Below are 20,003 nucleotides of genomic sequence, written 5' to 3'. Positions count from 1 at the left end.
TTGTGGGGAGGGGTCAGGGGTGGGGGTGGTGCCGGATAAGGCTCGGCGACTCATCCTGAACCACCCCCCACCTCCTACCTCCTCCCCACAACGGGGAGGAGAATGCCCCGGCAATCGCGCGGCTCGGCTTTAAAACAAAAAGAACCGCGGCGCCTTGCGGCACCGCGGTCCGGTTCACTCAGCGGCGGAAGCCAAAAGGCCTCAGGCGGTCTTCTTCTTCAGCGTGCTCTGCGGGTTGAGGCTGCCGATGTTGCCGCTCTCGCTGCCGGCGGCCGGGTCGATGACCGCGTTGATCAGGGTCGGCTTGCCCGAATCCATCGCGGCATCGACCGCCCGCTTCAGCTCGTCCGGCGTGGTGACGTTGACGCCCACACCACCGAAGGCCTCCATCATCTTGTCGTAGCGGCTGTCCTTCACGAACACCGTGGTGCCCGGATCGCGGCCGGTCGGGTCGGTGTCGGTGCCGCGATAGATGCCGTTGTTGTTGAAGATGACGATGCAGACCGGCAGATCGTAGCGGCAGATGGTCTCCACCTCCATGCCGGAGAAGCCGAAGGCCGAGTCGCCCTCGACCGCCAGCACCGGCTTGCCGGTCTCGACGGCCGCCGCGACGGCGAAGCCCATGCCGATGCCCATCACGCCCCAGGTGCCGACGTCCAGGCGCTTGCGCGGCTGGTACATGTCGATGATGCCGCGGGCGAGATCCAGCGTGTTGGCGCCCTCGTTGACGAGGATCGCGTCGGGCCGCTCCTTGATGACGGTGCGCAGCGCGCCGAGCGCCGAGTGGAAGCACATCGGCGAGGAGTTCTTCATCAGCTTCGGGGCCATCTTGGCGATGTTGGCCTCGCGCTTGCCCCGGATGGTCTCGATCCAGCCCTGCGGCGCGCCCTTCCAATCCTTGCGGATGCCGGCGAGCAGCGCCTCGACGCAGGAGCCGATGTCGCCCACCAGCGGGGCGGCGATCTCGACGTTCGAGTCCATCTCGCGCGGCTCGATGTCGATCTGGATGAAGCGCTTGGAACCGGGCTCGCCCCAGGTCTTGCCCTTGCCGTGGGAGAGCAGCCAGTTGAGGCGGGCGCCCACCAGAACGACGACGTCGGAATCCTTGAGCGCGGTCGAGCGGGCGGCACCGGCCGAGAGCGGGTGGGTGTCGGGCAGGAGGCCCTTGGCCATGCTCATCGGCACGTAGGGGATGCCGGACTCTTCCACCAGTGCGCGTACCGCTTCGTCGGCCTGGGCGTAGGCCGCGCCCTTGCCGAGAACGATCAGCGGACGCTCGGCGGTCTTGAGCAGATCGAGGGCGCGGGCGACCGCGGACGGGGCCGGGAGCTGGGCCGGGGCCGCATCGATCACCTTGACCAGCGACTTGGCGCCGAGGCTCGCGTCGATCACCTGCGAGAACAGCTTGGCGGGCAGGTCGAGATAGACGCCGCCGGGACGGCCGGAGACCGCCGCGCGGATCGCGCGGGCCACGCCGATGCCGATGTCGGCGGCGTGCAGCACGCGGAAGGCGGCCTTGCACAGCGGCTTGGCGATGGCGAGCTGGTCCATCTCCTCGTAGTCGCCCTGCTGCAGATCGACGATCTCGCGCTCGGACGAGCCGGAGATCAGGATCATCGGGAAGCAGTTGGTGGTGGCGTTGGCGAGCGCCGTCAGGCCGTTGAGGAAGCCCGGCGCCGAGACGGTGAGGCAGATGCCCGGCTTCTTGGTGAGGAAGCCAGCGATGGCGGCGGCGTTGCCTGCGTTCTGCTCGTGGCGGAAGGAGACGACGCGCAGGCCCTCGGCCTGGGCGAGGCGGCCGAGATCGGTGATCGGGATGCCGGGGACGTTGTAGATCGTCTCGATGCCGTTGAGCTTGAGCGCGTCGATGACGAGGTGGAAGCCGTCGGTCAGCTCCGCTTCCTCGTGGGGCATGGCGCCCGCGGTGATCGCGTCGATGTTCTGGGCCTGGACGGTCATGCGGCGTTCTCCCTTTCGGCTTGAATTCTTCGTCGCTGGTTTTTGGCGATGTGCGGGCCCTCGGGAGGTGCCTCGCATTCTTGCGATTCTGCGGCGCCGTGGGGGCGCCAGGCCGTTCGTTCCGGCCTGCGAGTCTTGTCGCGACAGGCTTGGTATACCAAATACCAATTAGGCGGTCAAACGAAACGCGCGGGTGATGAGGCCGCGCGTTTGCAGGAATCCGGAGATGTCGGGCGGCCGAGCCTCGGTCAGGCGAGGCGCACGGCGCTCGCGTCGGAGGCCTCAGCCGTCTCGGCCTCGGAGGCGAGGTAGCGGCGACGCAGCGGCTTCAAGACGAACACCGCCAGCGCAGCCGCCGTGATGTTGAGGGCGATGATCAGCGCGAACACCGCCGGCCAGCCATAGGCCGCCGAGAGCAGGCTCGCCATCGGCACGAGGAAGGCCGCGGTGCCCTTCGCCGTGTAGAGCAGGCCGGCATTGCTGGCGGCGTACTTCGAGCCGAACGTGTCGCCGCAGGTCGCGGGGAACAGCGAGTAGATCTCGCCGAACACCGCGAAATAGGCGGCGGTGGCGAAGACGAAGACGTACGGGTTGCGGCCGTAGCCGTACATCACGAGGCAAGCGGTGGCCGCCACGGTGAAGGCGATGAACATCGTGTTCTCGCGGCCGATATTGTCAGACACCCAGCCGAAGAACGGCCGGCCGAAGCCGTCGAGGATGCGGTCGAGGGAGATCGCCATCGTCAGCGCGGCCATCTGCAGGCCGAACAGGCTGACCGGCACGTCGGCGACGTGGAAGTCGTGGGCGATCGGGCCGATCTGCGCCGCCGTCATCAGGCCGCCGGAGGCCACCATCACGAACATCGCGTACATGGTCCAGAAGACCGGGGTGCGCACCGCCTGCTTCGGCGTGCGATCCACCTTGGTCTGGGGCAGGCGCAGGCTCTTGCGCGTCACCGGCACTGCGACCGAGGGCTTGCGCAACAGGAACGACAGGGCGACCACGACGAGGCCCTGGCCGATGCCGAAGGTGAGGAAGGCCTGCTCGTAGCCGTGCGCGGCGATCATCTTGGCGATCGGCACGACGGTGATGGCGGCGCCCGCGCCGAAGCCCGCGGCGGTGGCGCCGGCGGCGAGGCCGCGACGGTCCGGGAACCACTTCAGCGCGTTGCCGACGCAGGTGCCGTAGACCGAGCCCGCGCCGATGCCGCCGATGACGGCCGCCGTATAGAGCAGGAAGAGCGAGTCGGCGTAGGCGTTCAGCACCCAGGACAGGGCGATCATCACGCCGCCGAAGAAGACCACGACCTTCGGGCCGTAGCGATCGACGAACCACGTCTCGACCGGCACCAGCCACGTCTCGGTGGCGACGAAGATCGTGAAGGCGAGCTGGATCGCGGCGCGACCCCAATGGTGGGTCTGGTCGATCGGATCGACGAACAATGTCCAGCCGTATTGCAGGTTGGCGATCATCGCCATGCAGAGCACGCCGAAGGCGAGCTGCCACCACTTGGCGGAAGAGGCGTCCTGCGCCTCCCGCGGTGCCGTCTGGCGTTCCATCCCGGTATTCCTCTTATGGCGTCCGGTGACCCCTCGGGGCGGCATCATGCATAATGACGCAAGGCATACAATATACCAGGAATAAAAAAGCGTTTGGCACGTGCAATCGCGCAGGGCGCCGCTGCGATAGGGCGCGCACCTTCTGCCCCGGTGCCGGCGGCAAGGGGGGTAGAGGAGGCTGGTGAGGGGCAGGGGACGCCGGGCGCGGCGGCATCGGCGAACGCCGCGACGTCGCGCGCATGACGCAAACGGCCGCGGGCCGCGTCGGAATGCGCAGACGAAGAAGCTTTTCGCCGATCCCTGTTCAGGATCAGCTCAAGCGTCTTCCCGACAAACTCGCGTTTCCGGACAGGACAGCCATGACCACCAAGCTGTCGCGACGCTGCGGGCGCGCCCCGCGCCGCGACCACTCTTCCGCGCTCCGCCCGATCGCGTCGAGGCCGCCGACTCCCCCGATGCGATCCGACGGACGGCGCGTCAGACGACCGCGCGTTTCTCGATCACGGTCGTCTCGACGAGATCGACGGGCTCGTAGAGCCACCACGCCAAGGCGCCCGCCGCCAACGCTCCCAGGATCGGCGCCAACCAGAAGAGCCACAGCTGCGCCACGTACTCGCCGCCCGCGATCAGGGCCGTTCCGGTGCTGCGTGCCGGATTGACCGACGTGTTGGTCACGGGGATCGAGATCAGGTGAATCAGCACGAGCGCGAACCCGATCGGAATCCCGGCAAAGCCGACCGCCGCCCCCTTGGAGGTGGTGCCGATGATGATGAAGAGAAAGAAGAACGTCGTCAGGAATTCGGTGATGAGGCAGGCCGCGAGACTGTACTGGCCGGGGCTGAGCGCGCCGTAGCCGTTCGAGGCGAACCCGTTCGGCACCCAGCCCGCCTTCCCCGAGGCGATGCTGTAGAGCACCACCGCCGCGACCAGGGCGCCGGCCACCTGCGCGCCGATGTAGGGCAGGACGTGCTGGTTCGCGCAACGACGCGCCGACCACAAGCCGAGCGTGACGGCTGGGTTGAAATGGCCGCCGGAGATGTGGCCGACGGCATAAGCCATCGTCAGCACCGTGAGCCCGAAGGCGAACGCAACGCCGAGGAAGCCGATACCGAGATCGGGAAAGGCCGCTGAGAACACCGCAGCGCCGCATCCGCCGAAGGTCAGCCAGAAGGTTCCGAAGAACTCGGCCGTGGCCCTGCGCATCGTGTCGCGATTCATCCCGATACCTCTCCGGCTGCGTGGCTCCCTCGAAGGGCGTGTGAGGCGGGTACCGGAATCGGATCGGGCCCCGGTTTCGGGAGTGCCCGCCGGAACCCCGGCGTCACGGCCTTCGCCGCACGGGCCATGGCCGCGCATGCTCCGGATCGGCCGGTCTCCGCGGCAGCCCGTTGGCCCGTGTCGTTCCGTGGCCCCGGCCCGACCGGCCCGCGCATGCGGCGGACCGCCCGGCTGGGCGGATCGAAGGACCAGGGTGACGATTCCCTCCCGCCCTGCTGACGGGCCATCCTGGCATCCCGGCCGGGAGAGCGTTTTGATCCATCTCAACGCGGCCGCCCCGCGCTGCGGATCGGACGGCGGTGGACATCCGCCTCCGCCGGAAGGGCGACCGGGACGCAAGGCGCGGGGATCCGTGATGCCCGGCATCGACCGTCGCCCCGACCGCAATCGTCCGATCAGGCCGGCGGCCTCCCGCGCTCCGAGGGCATGGCCGGGGGCCTCGGCGAGCCGCATCGTCGCACGCACAAGAAAGCGCGCCGGGCGTGTTCCGCCGCGGCGCGCGTTCGTCTCGACCGGCCGGCGCGCGGCCGGCCGCTCCCGGTCAGTGGGCGATCACCGGCTTCACCTCGGCCTCTCCGGCCGCTTGCGCCTTGGTGTAGCCCTGGCGCATCGGCTTGAGGACGAGGATCGCCATGAGCGCCGCGATGATGTTGAGGGCGGCGGCTGCCAGGAACACCGCGTGCCAGGAGCCGGTCATCGTGGTCAGCACGCTGGTATAGGGCACGATGAGCGCCGCGGTGCCCTTCGCCGTGTAGAGCAGGCCTGCGTTGGTGGCGGCGTATTTCGAGCCGAAGGTGTCGCCGCAGGTCGCCGGGAACAGCGAGTAGATCTCACCCCAGGCGAAGAACACGAGGCCGGTCAGGATCACGAACATGAACGGGTCCTGGCCGAACTGGCTCAGCATGTAGATGCCGACGCCCTCGATGCCGAAGGACAGGAACATCGTGTTCTCGCGGCCGATATGGTCGGAGATCCAGCCGAACAGCGGACGCGTCACGCCGTTGAGCACCCGGTCGATGGTGGCAGCAAAAGTGAGCGCCGGCAGCGTGATGCCCATCAGGCTCACGGGGGTGTCGGCGATGTGGAAGTCCTTGGCGATGGGGCCGAGCTGCGCGGTGGCCATCAGGCCGCCCGCGGCCATCATGACGAACATCGCGTACATCACCCAGAAGATCGGGGTGCGGACCATCTCGGACGGCGCGTAGTCGCGCTTGCTCTGGCTGACGCGGGCGATGGTGGGCACGTCGCCCTTCTTCGGCGCGGACAGGAGCAGCGCCACCGCCATCACGACGAGGCCCTGGCCGATACCGAACCAGAAGAAGGCGTGCTCGTAGCTGTAATGGTGGATCACGGCCTGGATCGGCACGACCGTCAGGGCCGAGCCGGCGCCGAAGCCCATGGCGGTGAGGCCGGCGGCCAGCCCGCGGCGGTCCGGGAACCACTTGAGCGAGTTGCCGACGCAGGTGCCGTAGACGGCGCCCGCCCCCGTGCCGCCGATCGCGGCGCCGAGATAGAGCATGAACAGCGAGTCGGCATAGGCGTTGATTACCCAGGCGACACCGCAGAGCAGGCCGCCGACGAGGGTGACGATGCGCGGGCCGTACTTGTCGACGAACCAGCCCTCGATCGGCACCAGCCAGGTCTCGGTGACGACGAAGATCGTGAACGCGACCTGGATCGCGGCGCGGTCCCAGCCGTGGCGCTCCTGGATCGGGTTGACGAAGAAGGTCCAGCCGTACTGCATGTTGGCGATCATGCACATGCAGACGATGCCGAGGGTGAGCTGGACCCAGCGGTTGACGGGTGGTGATGCGGATGTCGCGGTGAGCGTGGACATGGGACGTCTCTCCAGGTGATGCGCCCGGTTGTCCGGGCTGCGTCGGCCGGTGGCCCCCACCCCGGGGATGGGGCGTGCGGAGGCGGGCGGGAGGCCGGCAAGTTAATTCAGCGGGGCTCGGATTAAGCGGTGGGCTTGTTCGTGCTGCCCCGCTGACCGGCACCATAATTCAAAATCCAGAATTGACAACAGGTATTCTGTATACCAGTCTCAGGTCAGGGACGCCGCCAGAGCGCCCGGATGGAGGAGCGCCGTGCCGGCAACGATGCATCAGGATTCTGCCCGCATCCGCACCATCCACCGCGACCGCTCGGTCGCGGAGGCGATGCAGGCGCTCGCCGAGCCCGGTCTCGGGGCGCTGGTCGTGGTTGAGGGACCGGGCGCGGACGCCCCCGTCATCGGCCTGCTGACCCAGCGCGACATCTTCCGGGCGGTCGCCGCGGAGGGACCGGACGTGTATGGTCGCAGCGTCTGGCTCATCACCGATCACGACTTTCCCGCCGTCGACGTCGGAGCCTCCGCCCAGGAGCGGCTGCGCGCCTTCTGCGACCGGCAGGTCGATCACATCGCGCTGATGGAGTCCTGCCGGGTCAGCGCGATCCTGAGCATCTGGGATTGCGCGACCGAGCGTGCCGCCGGAGTCGTCTCATGAACAATCCTTCGACCCCATCGCCCTCGCCGCAACAGGCTCCCGAGATGAAGCACCTCGTCGTCGTCGAATGCCCGATCGTCTTCCCCGGCGAGAACGAGTTCGGGATGTCGAGCGTCGACATGCTGCCGCGCAACGGCATCGCAGCCGGCCTGGAGAGCCGCCACATCCGCGTGCTCGACGAGCGGATCATCGCGGTCTGCATCTTCAAGAGCACGTTCTGCGCAAAACTGTTCTTCGACGCCGAATGGACCGTGCGCGCCGACACGCTCTGGGGCGACCGCTACCAGATCCGCTTCGAGGCGATCGACAACGCCTCCGCCGCCTGATTCTCTTGCGACTTGGGGGAGGACGTTTCCATGGCCTCCCCGGCGCCCGTGACCGAGCAGGCGAGCGGGCCGGCTTTTGATGCCTGGAATCCGGGCCTCGAACCCGGTCTGCCGCGCGCCCTGATGCCGCTCGCGACCGTGTTTCGGCCCGAGAACGTGGCGCTGCCGCTGCCTGAGATTCTGGAGCTGTCCGATCTCAGCGGCCTGCCCGCGACCCGGCTCGCCCCGTTCAGGCCGCAGCGACTCGCGGTGCACGAAGTGCTGATCCGGGTGATGGCCGACCTGTCGGTGCCGGTCGGCGAGGTCTATGCCGACCTCGGCGTCAACTTCCGCGCCATGGTGACCGCGATCCTCAAAGAGGGCGTCGCCCCGCGGATGGCCCAGGTCGAGGCCGCCTTCGAGACGGTGCGAAGCGAGGCCGAAACGCTGCTGGCGCAGGAAATCGCCGTCCTTCTCGACGAGCCCGCGGAGCCGCCCGCGCCCCGGCGCTGGCTCGGCCTGCTGCCGGGGAAACCCAGCGTCCCGCCCCATCCGGGCGACTGGCAGGCGCGGGCGCTCGCCCGGCTCGACGCGCGTTGCGGCCAGTCCGGCGAGGCGGCGTGCGAGGCGGACGGCCTGGAGGGCGCCGTGCGAGGCGCACTCCGGATCGTCGTCTCGGCCGTCATCGCCCGCCAGGGCACGCTCATCCGCGACCGGGCGCTCCTCGCGCGCCTCGCCCTGATCCTCGTGGTCAACCGCGAGGGCAGCCGCCGCATCGGCGCGCTGATCGCGCCGTGGATGGACGCGGTGGTGTGCGCCCACGGCTACCGGCAGCTGGCGCCCCAGGCCGAGCCGGTGGTGATGACGGTCAAGGGCGCTTCCGCCTCGGGCAAGAGCACGATCCGCCCCTACCAGCGCGACCTCGCCGGGCGGATCGGCGCCGGCTGGTCCGACTTCGCCGTCGTCACGCCGGATGTCTGGCGCAAGTTCCTGCTCGATTACGACGCCCTCGGGCCCCAGCGCCGCTATGCCGGGCCACTGGCCGGCCACGAGGTCGAGATCGTGGACGCTAAGCTCGACCGCCACATCACGGCGAAGGCCGCAGCAGGGCGCCTGTCGCATCTGCTGATCGACCGTTTCCGCTTCGACAGCTTCTCGGTCGAGCCGAACGGCGACGGCACCGGCCAGTTGCTGACCCGGTTCGGCCAGCGCGTCTACCTGCAGTTCATGGTCACGCCCCCGGAGGAGACGGTGGAGCGGGCGTGGAAGCGCGGCGAGGAGTTCGGCCGCTACAAGGCCGTCGAAGACCTGCTCGCCCACAACGTCGAGGCCTTCACCGGCATGCCGCGGCTGTTCTTCACCTGGGCGCTGCGCCGCGACCGGGCGGTGTTTTTCGAGTTCCTCGACAACGACGTGCGAAAAGGCGCGCGGCCGCGGACCATCGCCTTCGGCGGCAACGGCGAGATCACCATCCTCGACGCCCGCGCCCTGATGAGCATCGAGCGCTACCGCCGCATCGACATCGGCGCCCGGGCGCCACATGAGGTCTATCGCGGCGCGAGCGCCGAGCCGGAGCGCGACGCCGCCTTCCTGCGGGCGATCCTGCGCCGACTCGACACCGTGCGCTTCGCCGAGCGCGACACCGGCCGGGTGTTTGCGCGGTTCGAGCGGGGCCGCCTGACGGCCCTCGACCGGGACGGGCTGTCCGCGATGCGGGCCGACCCGGCAATGGCGCGGGCGCTGGCCGCGGCGGGACTTTTCGCGGGGCCGGAGGGCGCAGACCTGCCCGGCCTGGACGAGCGGCTGGTGCCGGGGAGTGTTGCGACGTTGGGGGCTTGGGGGGCAGCCGAAGCGACCGCTTGATCCTCCACGTCATTCCGGGGCCGCGGAGCGGAACCCGGAATCCACCCGTGATGCGCGGTGCCCGGTCGCAATCGAACCATCGCGGCCAGTCGTGGATTCCGGGTTCCCGCCATACGGCGAGCCCCGGAATGACGGCGCAGGGACGGGGAAAAATGGAGGGCAGCAGCGTCTCAGGCCAGCCGCCGTCTCCGCTCCACCAATTGCATGATGATCGGCGTCAGGATCAGCTGCATCGCCAGATCGAGCTTGCCGCCGGGGATGACGATGGAATTCGCCCGGCTCATGAAGCTGTCGTGGATCATCGAGACCAGATAGGAAAAATCGATCCCCTTCGGGTCCTTGAAGCGGATCACCACCATCGATTCGTCGGCGGTGGGTATCCAGCGGGCGATGAACGGGTTCGAGGTGTCGACCATCGGCACCCGCTGGAAGTTGATGTCCGTCCACGAGAATTGTGGGCAGATCGTCTGCACGTAGTCGGGCATCCGCCGCAGGATCACGTCGGTGACGGCGTCGGTCGAGTAGCCGCGGGTCGAGCGGTCGCGGTGGAGCTTCTGGATCCATTCGAGATTGATTACCGGCACCACCCCGATCTTGAGATCGGGATAGCGGGCGATGTCGACCGCGTGGTCGACGACGCAGCCGTGCAGGCCCTCGTAGAACAGCAGGTCCGAGCCCGGCTGGAACGGCTCCCACTCCGAGAAGCTTCCCTCGGAAATGCCGTAGCGGGCGGCCTCGTCGGCGTCGTGGGCGTAGTGGCGGGTGCGCCCCGTGCCGTTCTCGCCGTAGCTGCGAAACACCTCCTCCAGGTCAGGCAGGAGGTTGGCGCGGGGCGCGAAGTGGCTCAGCGTCGGCTCGCGCGCCATCTTCGCCCGCATCGTGTCGCGGTCGTAGGCGTGGAAGCCGTCCCCCTCGATGTAGACCGCGCTCACGTCCTCGCGGCGAAAAATCTGCTCGAAGGTGTTGCGGACCGAGGTGGTGCCGGCGCCCGAGGAGCCGGTGACCGAGATGATGGGGTGACGCGCCGACATGATGCTTTGCGACTGATGGGATGACGCGCCGAGGGGGCCGTTAGCTGCGCATCAGGCCGCGCTGGCCGAACAGCGGTGAGCGCCCGGCGGCGGGCTGACGCCCGTCGTAGTAGGCGGTGACGGCGGCGACTTCGTCGGTCGAGCCGAACACCAGCGGCGAGCGCTCGTGAATCTTGGTCGCCACGAGATCGAGGACGCGGGTGCGCCCGTCCGTGGCGGCGGCCCCGGCCTGCTCCATCAGGAAGGCCATCGGCGCGGTCTCGTAGAGCAGGCGCAGGCGGCCCTGGCCGTAGCCCTTGCGGCTGTCGCCCGGATACAGAAAAACCCCGCCGCGGATCAGCACGCGCTGCGCGTCGGCGACCAAGGCCGCGGTCCAGCGCATGTTGAAGTCGCGGTCGCGCGGGCCGTCCGTGCCGCGCTGGCAATCCTCGATGAAGGCCTTGATCGGGCCGTCCCAGTGGCGGGCGTTCGAGGCGTTGATGGCGTATTCGTTGGCCGACGGCACCACCTTCAGGGCGTCGTGGGTGAGAAGGAATACGCCCTCAGTGCGCTCCAGGGTGAAGATGCGGGTGCCGTTGCCCAGCGTCAGCACAAAGGTGGTGGCCGGACCGTAGACGACGAAGCCTGCGGCCGTCTGCGTCGTGCCCGGCGTCTTGAACGAGGCGTTGGGGTCGTTCTCGGCGACGACCTTCGGCCGGATGCCGAAGATGGTGCCGACCACCATGCCCACCGCGATGTTCGACGAGCCGTCGAGCGGGTCGATCGCCACCGCCAGCGGCGCATCGAGGTTCAGGACCACGACGTCGTCGGCCTCTTCCGAGGCGACCTCGGCGACGGGGGCCTGTTCGAGCGCCTGCATGAAGCGCTTGTGGGCGATCACGTCGAGTGCCTTCTGCACGTCGCCGTCGCTGTTGTGCTCGCCCTGCGCGCCCATATCGCCCGCCAGCGCCCCGCGCCCGCAGGTCTCGCTCACGTCGATGGCGGCGGCACTGAGCGCGCGGATCGTCGCGGCAGTGTCGGCGAGCGTCGCGTCGCGCGCGACCTCGGCGTCGAGAAACGCGTCGAGGGAGGACCCGGTCGGCTTCGTCATCGGCTTGTCGCGCTCGCTCCCGTCACCGCCGGCCCGGCGGATTTCTCGCCCCGATGATACCCCGTGCCGTGGCGCCTGCGCCAGCGGGCGCAACACAGTCGGGGAAGGTTTTTGAAAAAACTTGTGGTGCCGCGCAAAAAAACTAAAAGCGAATCATGCGCAATCTCTCGCTCAAGCAGCTCCAGGCGGTCGCCGCGGTGGCGCGGCTCGGCACCATGACGCGGGCGGCGCAGGAGCTCAACGTCACCTCCGCGGCGCTCTACGCCCGCATCCGCCAGCTCGAGGAGGAGGCGGGGCTCCTGCTGTTCGACCGTACGCCCACCGGCCTCAAGCCGACGGATGCCGGCCGCGAGATGCTGTGGGCGATCAACAGCATCAACACCGTGCTGGAGACCTGTACCGACAGGCTTCGCACCTTGAAAGGGGGCGGCGGCGGGCGCGTGGCGCTCGGCGTGGTCTCCACCGCGAAATATTTCGCCCCGGCCGTGATCGCAGGCTTCATGGAGAGCCATCCGAAGGTCGAGATCGCGCTGACCGTCGGCAACCGCCAGGGCACGATCGACGCGCTGCGCAACTACGACATCGATTTCGCGATCATGGGCCGCCCGCCGCGCGACTTCGCCATCGAGGCCGAGACCTTCGGGCCCCATCCGCTCGTCGTGATCGCCGCTCCGGATCATCCGCTCGCCGGGCGCCGGGGCCTGAGCCGGGCCGATCTGGCCGAGGAATCCTTCCTCGTTCGGGAAGAGGGCTCGGGCACGCGCTCGGTCTTCGAAGAATTCATGAACGGCGTGATGATCCGCCGGGCCAAGCTCGGGATCGATGCCGGTTCGAACGAGACGCTCAAGCAGGCGGTGATGGCGGGCCTCGGCATCGCGCTCCTGTCGGGCCACACGGTGGCCTCGGAGGTCGAGAGCGGGCGCCTCGCGCTCCTCGACGTGCAGGGCCTGCCGATCCGCCGCGACTGGTACGTGGTGCGCCGCTCCGACAAGGTTCTGGGCCCGGCGGCGGATGCGTTCTGGGATTACCTGTCTCGCGAGGGCCGGCGCTTCCTGCCGCGCCTGCCGGACGAAGCGCTCGCCGGCATGGCCGCCGAGATGGCGCCGCGGCTCGCCTCCGAGCGGAACGGGGCCGACCTCGCCGCGGAGGCGGGCGAGTGAGCGGCATCCTGATCGTCGGCGCGGGTCAGGCCGGCTTCCAGGCCGCGGCCTCGCTGCGGGAGGCGGGTCTCACCGGCCCCCTCACCCTCGTCGGCGAGGAGGCGCAGCCGCCCTACCAGCGCCCGCCTCTGTCCAAGGCCTATCTTGCCGGCAAGACCGATGCCCGCGGCCTGCTCCTGCGGCAGGAGACGTTCTTCACCGAGCACGCCATCACCCATCGCCGCGCCCGCGCGACCGGCATCGACCGGGCGGAGAACCGGGTGCGGCTGGAGGACGGCGACGCTCTCGCCTACGACCACCTGATCCTCGCCACCGGCACCCGCAACCGGGCGCTGCCGGTGCCCGGTGCCGATCTCGTCGGCGTCCACGGTCTGCGCTCGCTCGACGAGGCCGACGCGCTCAAAAGCGCGCTGGAGCATGCAAAAAACATCGTCGTGGTGGGGGCCGGCTTCATCGGACTCGAATTCGCGGCCGTCTGCGCCGCCCGCGGCCTGTCCGTCACGGTGATCGAAGCGGCGCCGCGTGTCATGGCGCGGGCGGTCTCGGCGGAGACCTCGCAGGCGTTTCGCGACTTCCATGAGGCGGCCGGCGTCACGATCTTTTTCGGAGTCGGCGTGAGCGCCATCGAAGGCGCGGACGGACACGTCACGTCCGTTGCCTTGGCCAATGGAAAAAATCTGCCCGCCGACCTCGTCCTCGTCGGTATCGGCGTGGTGCCGAACCAAGAGCTTGCCGCGGAAGCCGGGCTGACCGTGCAGGACGGCATCGCGGTCGATGCCTTCCTGGCGACTTCCGATCCCGCGATCTCGGCCATCGGCGACTGCGCCCGCTTCCCGACCCGCTTCGCCGCGGGGCTGCCTGGCGGCGACCGGGTGCGGATCGAATCGGTGCAGAACGCCGTCGATCAGGGCCGCTGCCTCGCCGCCCGCCTCACCGGGCGCCCGGCGGCCTACGACGCGGTGCCGTGGTTCTGGAGCGACCAGGGCCCGCGCAAGCTGCAGATCGCGGGGCTCGGCAGCCCGGAGGATTCCAGCGTGCTGCGTCGCGCCGGCGCGGGTTTTTCCGTGTTCCGCTTCCGCCAGGGGCGCCTCGCCGCGGTCGAGTCGGTCGATCGCCCGGCCGATCACATGGCGGCCCGCCGGATCATCGCGGCCGGCCGCTCGCTCACCCCGGAGCAGGCGGCGGACCCTGCCTTCGATCTGAAGGCGCTCGCCACCGCCTGAGCGTCTCTACCGATCGTTTTCGGTGGTCAGGTCGCCCAAGCGCGTACCCTCGTCGCCGCCCCTCTGGCGCTCGGAGAGGCGCACGCCGTCGCCGTCCGTGAAGACCACGCCCTCCCGCATCAGCGCGCTGCGCAGGGCCTCAATCTGGCCCGACGCCGGATCGCCGCTGCCGGCTTCGAAGCCCGTCAGGAAGCCCTCGTCGAGGCCGGAGGCGCGGGCGAGGTCCGCCACGCTCCAGCCGAGCAGGCCGCGCGCCGCCCGGGACTGGCCGGGCCCGATCGTGTTGAGGTTCTCGCCGCTGGTGCCGCTCGCGCCCGCTTCGTCCGATCCCGTCAAACCGCTCTCCTGCTCACCCTGTCCGGCCGCATGGCCCGTCTGCCGGACAACGGGGCAGGCGCGGCAATCGTTTCGGCGAAGGCACCAAGAAAGCGGCGCGGCGGCGCCTCACGCCTGTGAACGGCGGCGCAGAGGGCAGCCGCGACCATAATTGTGCTTGAATCTCTGACGATTTCCCGTTCCGCCGCCGGTCCACGCGAATCGCCTTCGACGATCTCAGCGCCGATGCGAAGGCAACGGCATCGGCGACATGACTTCACACACCGAAGCAGCCGAGCGAGCGAAGGGGGTCGTAAGGACATGAACGGAAAGCTGACCGCCGCGCTGGCCGCCGGCGCGGTCGCCATCGCCACGCTGGCCGCCGGGCCGGCCCTGGCGCAGCAGGGCACCAACGCGATCACCGGCTTCGGCCAGGGCGGACGCGCGCCGGAGAAAAAGCCGCAATACGTCCCCGGGGCCAAGCCGCAGGAGAAGATGTTCCCGCTCGGCGCCACTTGGACCGCGGTGAGCCTCAACGGCAAGCCGTTCAGCGGCAACGACCGCCCGACCTTCATCATCGACAGCCAGTACCGCGCCCGCGGCTACGGCGGATGCAACACCTTCACGGCGACCGCCTTCCCCCTACGCGAGCAGAACCTCGCGGTCGGCCCGCTCGCGCTCACCAAGAAGAGCTGCGACAAGGCGCTCGCCGCCACCGAGCAGTCCTTCCTGGTCGCGCTGCGCACCTCGGGCGCCTGGGACCTCGTCGGCTCGCAGCTCGTGATCCGTACCCAGAGCGGCGAGTTGAAGTTCGACCGCGCCCTTTAACCGGGCATTGACGACGATCCGCGGTCGCTCCCGCGGATTCATTCCTCGTCAGGCGTCCTGGCCGTTTCCTGAACCCGCTACCGGTGGCGCCCCCGCGCGACCGGTCTTCCAGCGGAGGACGGGATGCGGATCGGCCGGGTTCACCAGCGCGTGGTGCCGAAGGTGGTGCCGCACGCGGTCGCGCTGCCGCGCTACACCTTCATGCGCGCCCACCACGAGGGCGCCGCCCTCCTCGCCGCCTGGGCGACCAGCGCGGCCGTCGCCCTGCTGGTGCTCGCCGCCGCTCTCGGGCCGGCCTGACACGCGCGCTGGGAATCCGAGAGATCATTACCGATGCGGAAGCGGCTCTTCGGATAAGAGTATTGTCGTCGCAGAAGCCGGCGGGAGAAGAGAATTCCCCGCCGCCCGGCGAATGCGGAGCTCCCCCGTAGAAACCCCGTAAACCTCGACGTTCCTTGGGAAATCGGCTACAGCCCTGCGCCGGACAGCGGGGGCGGATCGGCGCTTTCGACGACGCGCCGCAGTCCCTCGATTTCGCCGACCAGGGAGTGGACCGCCATGACAGACACCGCGCGTAAAGCCGGACACGGCCGCGTATACGGCTCGATCACCGAGACCATCGGCAACACCCCCCTGGTGCGCCTCAACCGGCTCACCAAGGAGCGCGGCGTCGATGCCGAGATCCTGCTCAAGCTCGAATTCTTCAACCCGATCGCGTCGGTGAAGGACCGCATCGGCGTCAACATGATCGACGCGCTGGAGGCCTCGGGCCGCCTGAAGCCCGGCGGCACCCTGGTCGAGCCGACCTCGGGCAACACCGGCATCGCGCTGGCCTTCGTCGCCGCCGCACGCGGCTACCGCCTGATCCTCGTCATGCCCGAGACGATGTCGCTGGAGCGGCGCAAGATGCTCGCCTTCCTCGGCGCGCAGCTGGAGCTGACGCCCGGCGCCAAGGGCATGAAGGGCGCCATCGCCCGCGCGGAAGAACTGCTCGCCGAGATCGACGGGGCGGTGATGCCGCAGCAATTCGCCAACCCGGCCAACCCCGAGATCCACCGCAAGACGACCGCCGAAGAGATCTGGAACGACACCGACGGCCGGCTCGACGCGTTCGTGGCGGGCGTCGGCACCGGCGGCACGGTGACGGGCGTCGGCGAGGTGCTCAAGCCCCGTCTGCCCGGCCTCAAGGTGTTCGCGGTCGAGCCGGTGGATTCGCCCGTCATCTCCGGCGGCCAGCCGGGCCCGCACAAGATCCAGGGCATCGGCGCGGGCTTCATCCCCGAGAACCTTCACACCGACGTGCTCGACGGCGTGCTTCAGGTGACCAACCAGCAGGCGATCGACACCGCCCGCGATCTCGCCAAGCTCGAGGGCATCCCCGGCGGCATCTCCACCGGCGGCAACGTCGCGGCGGCGCTGGAACTGGCGGCGCGGCCGGAGTTCCAGGGCAAGCGGATCGTCACCATCGCTTGCTCCTTCGCCGAGCGGTACATCTCGTCGGTGCTGTTCGAGGGCATCGGTTAGTCTTTTTTCAGCGCAACGGCGCGGGCCTGTCGCAGGGCCCGCGCGGCAACTCTTCGAGTTGTGGCAACTCCTCGGGTTCCCGGACGGTTGTCCCGGCAAATCCGAGGAGAGCATTCATGACCGACACCGACCGCACCCGGCCGTCGCTGAAGGAGTTCGACGCCTACGCGGACCGCAACGGCCAGGATTTCGGCACCGCCTCGCCGCTGGATGTCGGCATCCCGTCGCGGACGCAGGCCGAGCTGAAGGGCAACCCCGACGGAACGGCGGAAGCCGCGCGCATCGCCTCCGGCACGCCGCGTTCGGACGCGACCGACCAGACCGAGGCCGAGACCCCGCCGGAGAACCTGCGCCGCATCTCCGATCCGACGAACGGCCCCAAGCCGGACGCCAAGGCCGAAGAGGCGATCGAGCGCGCCACCGCCGCCGTCGGCAGCGAGGAGCCGCCGCGTCATGGGTAACGAGAACCGTCCCGATGAGGACCTGACCAACGTCGGCACCCGCAAGCCCGAGGATTCGGTCGGCTCCCGCGGCCCGAGCCCGGCGGGCGGCGGCCATCAGACGCCCGAGCAGGCGGCGATCACCGGGCAGGGCCCGGGCGGACGCAGCGACGACGAGCGGACGGGCGAGTGGGCAAAGGGCACGGACGGCTCCGAGGAAGGGCGCACGCCGCCCGCCATCGGCGGCTCCTCCGGCGGCCATTCCGACCGCAAGGCGTCCGCCGGTCCGCGCGCGGGCGAACCGGTGGCGGGTGAGCCCGACCGGGCCAAACGATCCTGAGATCGAAAGGGGGGTGTGAGCCGATGAACGAACGCGACAAGGATTCGTCCGAGACGGACAAGGACGGCGGCAAGCCGACCAACTCGGCGCCCGACGCCGTCAAGGACCCGAACGAGAAGACCGACGGAAAGCCCGGCGTGCCGGGCCAGGGTGACGAGACCGATCCGGGCGCGGGCTGAACGCCACCAGCGCGCGTAACCCTCCCCCTCTGCGGGGGAGGGTTACGCGGAGCGGACGGGAGAGGGGAACCACGGTTCCGCCTGGCCGCCCTCGCCCCGAACTCTCCTGAAACGTCGCTCCCCTCACCCAACCTTCGCTTATGCGAAGCCCACCCTCTCCCGCGGAGGGGAGAGGGATGGCGCATCAGCCTTCACGCTCCGGCTTGCGCAGGGGCAGGCTTCCTCTCACGCCGCAGCCGCCTCGACCCGGTTCCGCCCGGCGGACTTTGCCCGATACAGCGCGGCATCGGCCCGTCCCAGAATGTCGGCGGGGTTGGTGTCGGACCCGCGGCGCACGGCGACGCCGATCGAGACCGTGACCGGAATCTCGCGGGTGCCGCGCTGCACGGCGAAGGGCGCGGCCTCGACGCGCTCGCGGATGCGCTCGGCGATGGCTTGCGCCTCCGGCAGATCGACGCCGGGCACCACCATCACGATCTCCTCGCCGCCGTAGCGGGCCAGGATATCCATCGGCCGCACCTGCGCGCGGATGCGCTCGGCGAAGGCCCGCAGCACCTCGTCGCCGGCCTCGTGGCCCCAGGTGTCGTTGATCGTCTTGAAGCGGTCGATGTCGAGGAGCAGGCAGGCCAGCCCCTTCTGGTGCAGCATCGCGTCGCCGAAGACCGGACCGATCTGGCGGTCGAGGTAGCGCCGGTTGTGCAGGCCGGTGAGGTCGTCGGTGATGGCGAGTTCCATCGAGGCCTGGAGCGCGCCGCGCAGGGTCTCGGTGAAGCGGCGGCGGCGCACCTGCGTCCGCACCCGCGCCACCAGTTCGTTCCGGTCGATCGGGCGCAGCAGGTAATCGTTCACACCGAATTCGAGCCCGCGGGTGATGCGGGTCTTCTCGCCCATCTCGCCGAGCATAATGAGCGAGAGGTTGCGGGTGCGCTCGAGCGAGCGGAGCTGGCTGCAGAGGCGCAGGCCGTCGAAGCCTTCGAGATCGAGGCTGACCAGCGCGACCTCGAACCCGCCCTCGGGGGCGAGCACCAGCGCGCGGTGCGGATCGGTCTCGACGGTCACCTGATGGTGCTGCGCGAGCGCTGTGCCGATCCGGTCGATGGCGCTGGCGCGATCCTCGACCAAAAGCACCTTCGCGTTCTCGCCGGTGTCCGCGGCGGCGAGCGCCAGGGGATCGACGCCGCCGATGGCGCGGGTGGCGAGCGCGCGCGAGCGCAGCTCGTCGGTCACGGCCTTGAGCCGCACGAGGCTGCGCACCCGCGTCATCAGGGCGGTGTCGTCGATGGGCTTGGTCAAGAAGTCGTCGGCCCCGGCGTCCAACCCCCGCAGGCGGTCGGCGGGCTGATCGAGGGCGGTGACGATCACCACCGGCAGGTGGGCGGTGTTGGGGTTCGATTTCAGGCGGCGGCAGACCTCGAAGCCGTCCATGCCCGGCATCATCACGTCGAGCAGCACCACGTCGCAGGCGCCGAGCTCGCAGATCGTCAGGGCGTCGGGCCCGTTCATGGCGACGACGACGTCGAAATACTCGAGCGACAGCTTCGTCTCGAGCAGCCGCACGTTCGGATAGAGGTCGTCTACGATCAGGACGCGGGCCGACATCGTTCCTCCGCTATGCGGCTGACCGGCCGCCGGGGTATCCTCGAGAGAGGGGCTCTCGGGAGAATCAGGCGGCGCCGTCTTCGCCAATGTAGCGACGGACCGTTGCCAAAAACTTCGCGACCGAGATCGGCTTCGAGAGGTAGGCCTCGCAGCCGCCTTCGCGTATGCGCTCCTCGTCGCCCTTCATCGCGAAGGCCGTGATGGCGATGACGGGGATGTCGCGCAGATCGTCGTCGTCCTTGAGCCACTTGGTCACCTCCAGCCCCGACACCTCGGGCAGCTGGATGTCCATGAGGATCAGGTCGGGATGGTGGGCGCGGGCCAGTTCGATCGCCTCGATGCCGTTGGCGGTCTTCAGCGTCGCGTAGCCGTGCGCCTCCAGCAGGTCGTTGAAGAGCTTCATGTTGAGCTCGTTGTCCTCAACGATGAGAACGGTTTTCTTCATGACCTGCTCCGAGGCGGTCCGACCGCGCTCCATCACCTGGCACAGCCCTCGAACTCTCTTTAAACTGCCACTCGTTGATGAAACGCAAACTTGATCATACGGCAGCCGGTGACGAGCGTCTCGCGGTCGAAGTGCTGGGCTGGATCGCGGGCGACGACGAGCGGCTCACCCGCTTCGTCGTCGAGAGCGGGCTCGACCCCGGCCGCTTACGCGAGAGCGCCCGCGATCCGGGCTTCCTCACGGCCGTGCTCGACCACGTGATGGGCGAGGAATTGCGGCTCATCGCCTGCGCGCAGGCGCTGGAGGTGAAGCCGGAAAAAATCGCCGCCGCGTGGCAGAGGCTGCAACCGCCGCCGTTCGACGACGGCTTTTGAAC

21 protein-coding genes are annotated in these 20,003 nt (G+C 69.2%); 12 read left to right on the top strand and 9 right to left on the bottom strand.

All coding sequences use genetic code 11. From position 1 onward, the window contains the following. Positions 1-201: 201 nt before the first annotated feature. The 4 genes from oxc to oxlT (ASG52_RS23170) form a co-directional block, all read right to left on the bottom strand. Positions 202-1,959 carry an oxalyl-CoA decarboxylase gene (gene oxc, locus ASG52_RS23185; protein WP_056248440.1) on the bottom strand — a complete coding sequence of 586 codons (1,758 nt, stop codon included), beginning with the start codon at positions 1,957-1,959 and terminating at the stop codon, positions 202-204. A gap of 248 nt (positions 1,960-2,207) precedes the next feature. After that, on the bottom strand, positions 2,208-3,518 hold the full coding sequence (oxlT, locus tag ASG52_RS23180; protein WP_056248436.1) for an oxalate/formate MFS antiporter: 1,311 nt from the start codon (positions 3,516-3,518) through the stop codon (positions 2,208-2,210). 477 nt (positions 3,519-3,995) lie between these two features. Next, positions 3,996-4,736, bottom strand: a complete 741-nt coding sequence (aqpZ, locus tag ASG52_RS23175; RefSeq protein WP_056248435.1) for an aquaporin Z — start codon at positions 4,734-4,736, stop codon at positions 3,996-3,998. 601 nt (positions 4,737-5,337) lie between these two features. Further along, entirely contained in the window at positions 5,338-6,633 is a 1,296-nt protein-coding gene (oxlT, locus tag ASG52_RS23170) for an oxalate/formate MFS antiporter (protein ID WP_056248432.1), read from the bottom strand. Positions 6,634-6,886: 253 nt separating this feature from the next. Between oxlT (ASG52_RS23170) and ASG52_RS23165 the strand changes: the two genes are divergently transcribed. Genes ASG52_RS23165 through ASG52_RS23155 form a run of 3 tightly spaced genes read left to right on the top strand, consistent with a single transcriptional unit; the run spans position 6,887 to position 9,453 of the window. Continuing rightward, positions 6,887-7,285 (top strand): CBS domain-containing protein, encoded by a 399-nt coding sequence (locus ASG52_RS23165; RefSeq protein ID WP_156384096.1) that lies wholly within the window; start codon positions 6,887-6,889, stop codon positions 7,283-7,285. Then, a complete protein-coding gene (locus tag ASG52_RS23160) occupies positions 7,282-7,611 on the top strand; it encodes a hypothetical protein (RefSeq protein ID WP_286159148.1) in 330 nt (109 codons plus the stop codon). The genes ASG52_RS23165 and ASG52_RS23160 overlap by 4 nt, the downstream gene beginning before the upstream one ends. A 30-nt stretch (positions 7,612-7,641) precedes the next feature. Beyond that, the gene (locus ASG52_RS23155) at positions 7,642-9,453 is read left to right on the top strand and encodes a DEAD/DEAH box helicase family protein (RefSeq protein WP_056248424.1); all 1,812 of its coding nucleotides are present in this window, start codon (positions 7,642-7,644) and stop codon (positions 9,451-9,453) included. A gap of 170 nt (positions 9,454-9,623) precedes the next feature. On the opposite strand, the gene ASG52_RS23150 is transcribed toward ASG52_RS23155, so the two are convergent. Both ASG52_RS23150 and ASG52_RS23145 read right to left on the bottom strand, forming a co-directional pair. Further along, positions 9,624-10,484: a phosphoribulokinase gene (locus tag ASG52_RS23150; protein ID WP_056248420.1), complete on the bottom strand. Its 861-nt coding sequence runs from the start codon at positions 10,482-10,484 to the stop codon at positions 9,624-9,626. Between the two features lie 40 nt (positions 10,485-10,524). After that, the gene (locus ASG52_RS23145; protein WP_056248418.1) at positions 10,525-11,574 is read right to left on the bottom strand and encodes a class 1 fructose-bisphosphatase; all 1,050 of its coding nucleotides are present in this window, start codon (positions 11,572-11,574) and stop codon (positions 10,525-10,527) included. Positions 11,575-11,729: 155 nt separating this feature from the next. Between ASG52_RS23145 and ASG52_RS23140 the strand changes: the two genes are divergently transcribed. Both ASG52_RS23140 and ASG52_RS23135 read left to right on the top strand, forming a co-directional pair. Then, on the top strand, positions 11,730-12,734 hold the full coding sequence (locus ASG52_RS23140; protein ID WP_056248416.1) for a LysR family transcriptional regulator: 1,005 nt from the start codon (positions 11,730-11,732) through the stop codon (positions 12,732-12,734). Then, positions 12,731-13,957 carry an NAD(P)/FAD-dependent oxidoreductase gene (locus ASG52_RS23135; protein ID WP_056248413.1) on the top strand — a complete coding sequence of 409 codons (1,227 nt, stop codon included), beginning with the start codon at positions 12,731-12,733 and terminating at the stop codon, positions 13,955-13,957. The genes ASG52_RS23140 and ASG52_RS23135 overlap by 4 nt, the downstream gene beginning before the upstream one ends. A gap of 6 nt (positions 13,958-13,963) precedes the next feature. Here the strand turns inward: ASG52_RS23135 and ASG52_RS23130 are convergent, their stop codons facing one another. Continuing rightward, positions 13,964-14,293: a helix-turn-helix domain-containing protein gene (locus ASG52_RS23130; protein ID WP_056248411.1), complete on the bottom strand. Its 330-nt coding sequence runs from the start codon at positions 14,291-14,293 to the stop codon at positions 13,964-13,966. Positions 14,294-14,593: 300 nt separating this feature from the next. Here ASG52_RS23130 and ASG52_RS23125 point away from each other — a divergent pair, with 300 nt between their 5' ends. The 6 genes from ASG52_RS23125 to ASG52_RS27990 all read left to right on the top strand — a co-directional run bounded on the left by ASG52_RS23125 (position 14,594) and on the right by ASG52_RS27990 (position 17,583). After that, positions 14,594-15,100, top strand: coding sequence for an META domain-containing protein (locus ASG52_RS23125; protein ID WP_056248408.1), 507 nt, complete (start codon positions 14,594-14,596; stop codon positions 15,098-15,100). A gap of 123 nt (positions 15,101-15,223) precedes the next feature. After that, entirely contained in the window at positions 15,224-15,400 is a 177-nt protein-coding gene (locus ASG52_RS27995; protein ID WP_200945652.1) for a hypothetical protein, read from the top strand. A 258-nt stretch (positions 15,401-15,658) separates the two neighbouring features. Then, entirely contained in the window at positions 15,659-16,624 is a 966-nt protein-coding gene (gene cysK / locus ASG52_RS23120) for a cysteine synthase A (RefSeq protein WP_056248404.1), read from the top strand. Positions 16,625-16,740: 116 nt separating this feature from the next. Next, positions 16,741-17,085: a hypothetical protein gene (locus ASG52_RS23115; protein WP_056248401.1), complete on the top strand. Its 345-nt coding sequence runs from the start codon at positions 16,741-16,743 to the stop codon at positions 17,083-17,085. Continuing rightward, on the top strand, positions 17,078-17,404 hold the full coding sequence (locus ASG52_RS23110) for a hypothetical protein (RefSeq protein WP_056248397.1): 327 nt from the start codon (positions 17,078-17,080) through the stop codon (positions 17,402-17,404). The genes ASG52_RS23115 and ASG52_RS23110 overlap by 8 nt, the downstream gene beginning before the upstream one ends. Before the next feature lie 23 nt (positions 17,405-17,427). Beyond that, positions 17,428-17,583 (top strand): hypothetical protein, encoded by a 156-nt coding sequence (locus tag ASG52_RS27990; protein WP_200945651.1) that lies wholly within the window; start codon positions 17,428-17,430, stop codon positions 17,581-17,583. A 225-nt stretch (positions 17,584-17,808) separates the two neighbouring features. Here the strand turns inward: ASG52_RS27990 and ASG52_RS23105 are convergent, their stop codons facing one another. Both ASG52_RS23105 and ASG52_RS23100 read right to left on the bottom strand, forming a co-directional pair. After that, the gene (locus ASG52_RS23105; protein WP_056248394.1) at positions 17,809-19,182 is read right to left on the bottom strand and encodes a PleD family two-component system response regulator; all 1,374 of its coding nucleotides are present in this window, start codon (positions 19,180-19,182) and stop codon (positions 17,809-17,811) included. Positions 19,183-19,246: 64 nt separating this feature from the next. After that, positions 19,247-19,627: a response regulator gene (locus ASG52_RS23100; RefSeq protein ID WP_056248867.1), complete on the bottom strand. Its 381-nt coding sequence runs from the start codon at positions 19,625-19,627 to the stop codon at positions 19,247-19,249. Positions 19,628-19,704: 77 nt separating this feature from the next. Here ASG52_RS23100 and ASG52_RS23095 point away from each other — a divergent pair, with 77 nt between their 5' ends. Further along, complete coding sequence (locus ASG52_RS23095) at positions 19,705-20,001, top strand: DUF3572 domain-containing protein (protein WP_056248391.1); 297 nt, start codon at positions 19,705-19,707, stop codon at positions 19,999-20,001. Positions 20,002-20,003 lie beyond the last annotated feature (2 nt).

Source organism: Methylobacterium sp. Leaf456, from assembly GCF_001425465.1.
Taxonomy (GTDB): Bacteria; Pseudomonadota; Alphaproteobacteria; order Rhizobiales; family Beijerinckiaceae; genus Methylobacterium.
Note: the sequence above shows the minus strand (reverse complement) of the source record. Positions and strands in the feature narration are given on the sequence as shown.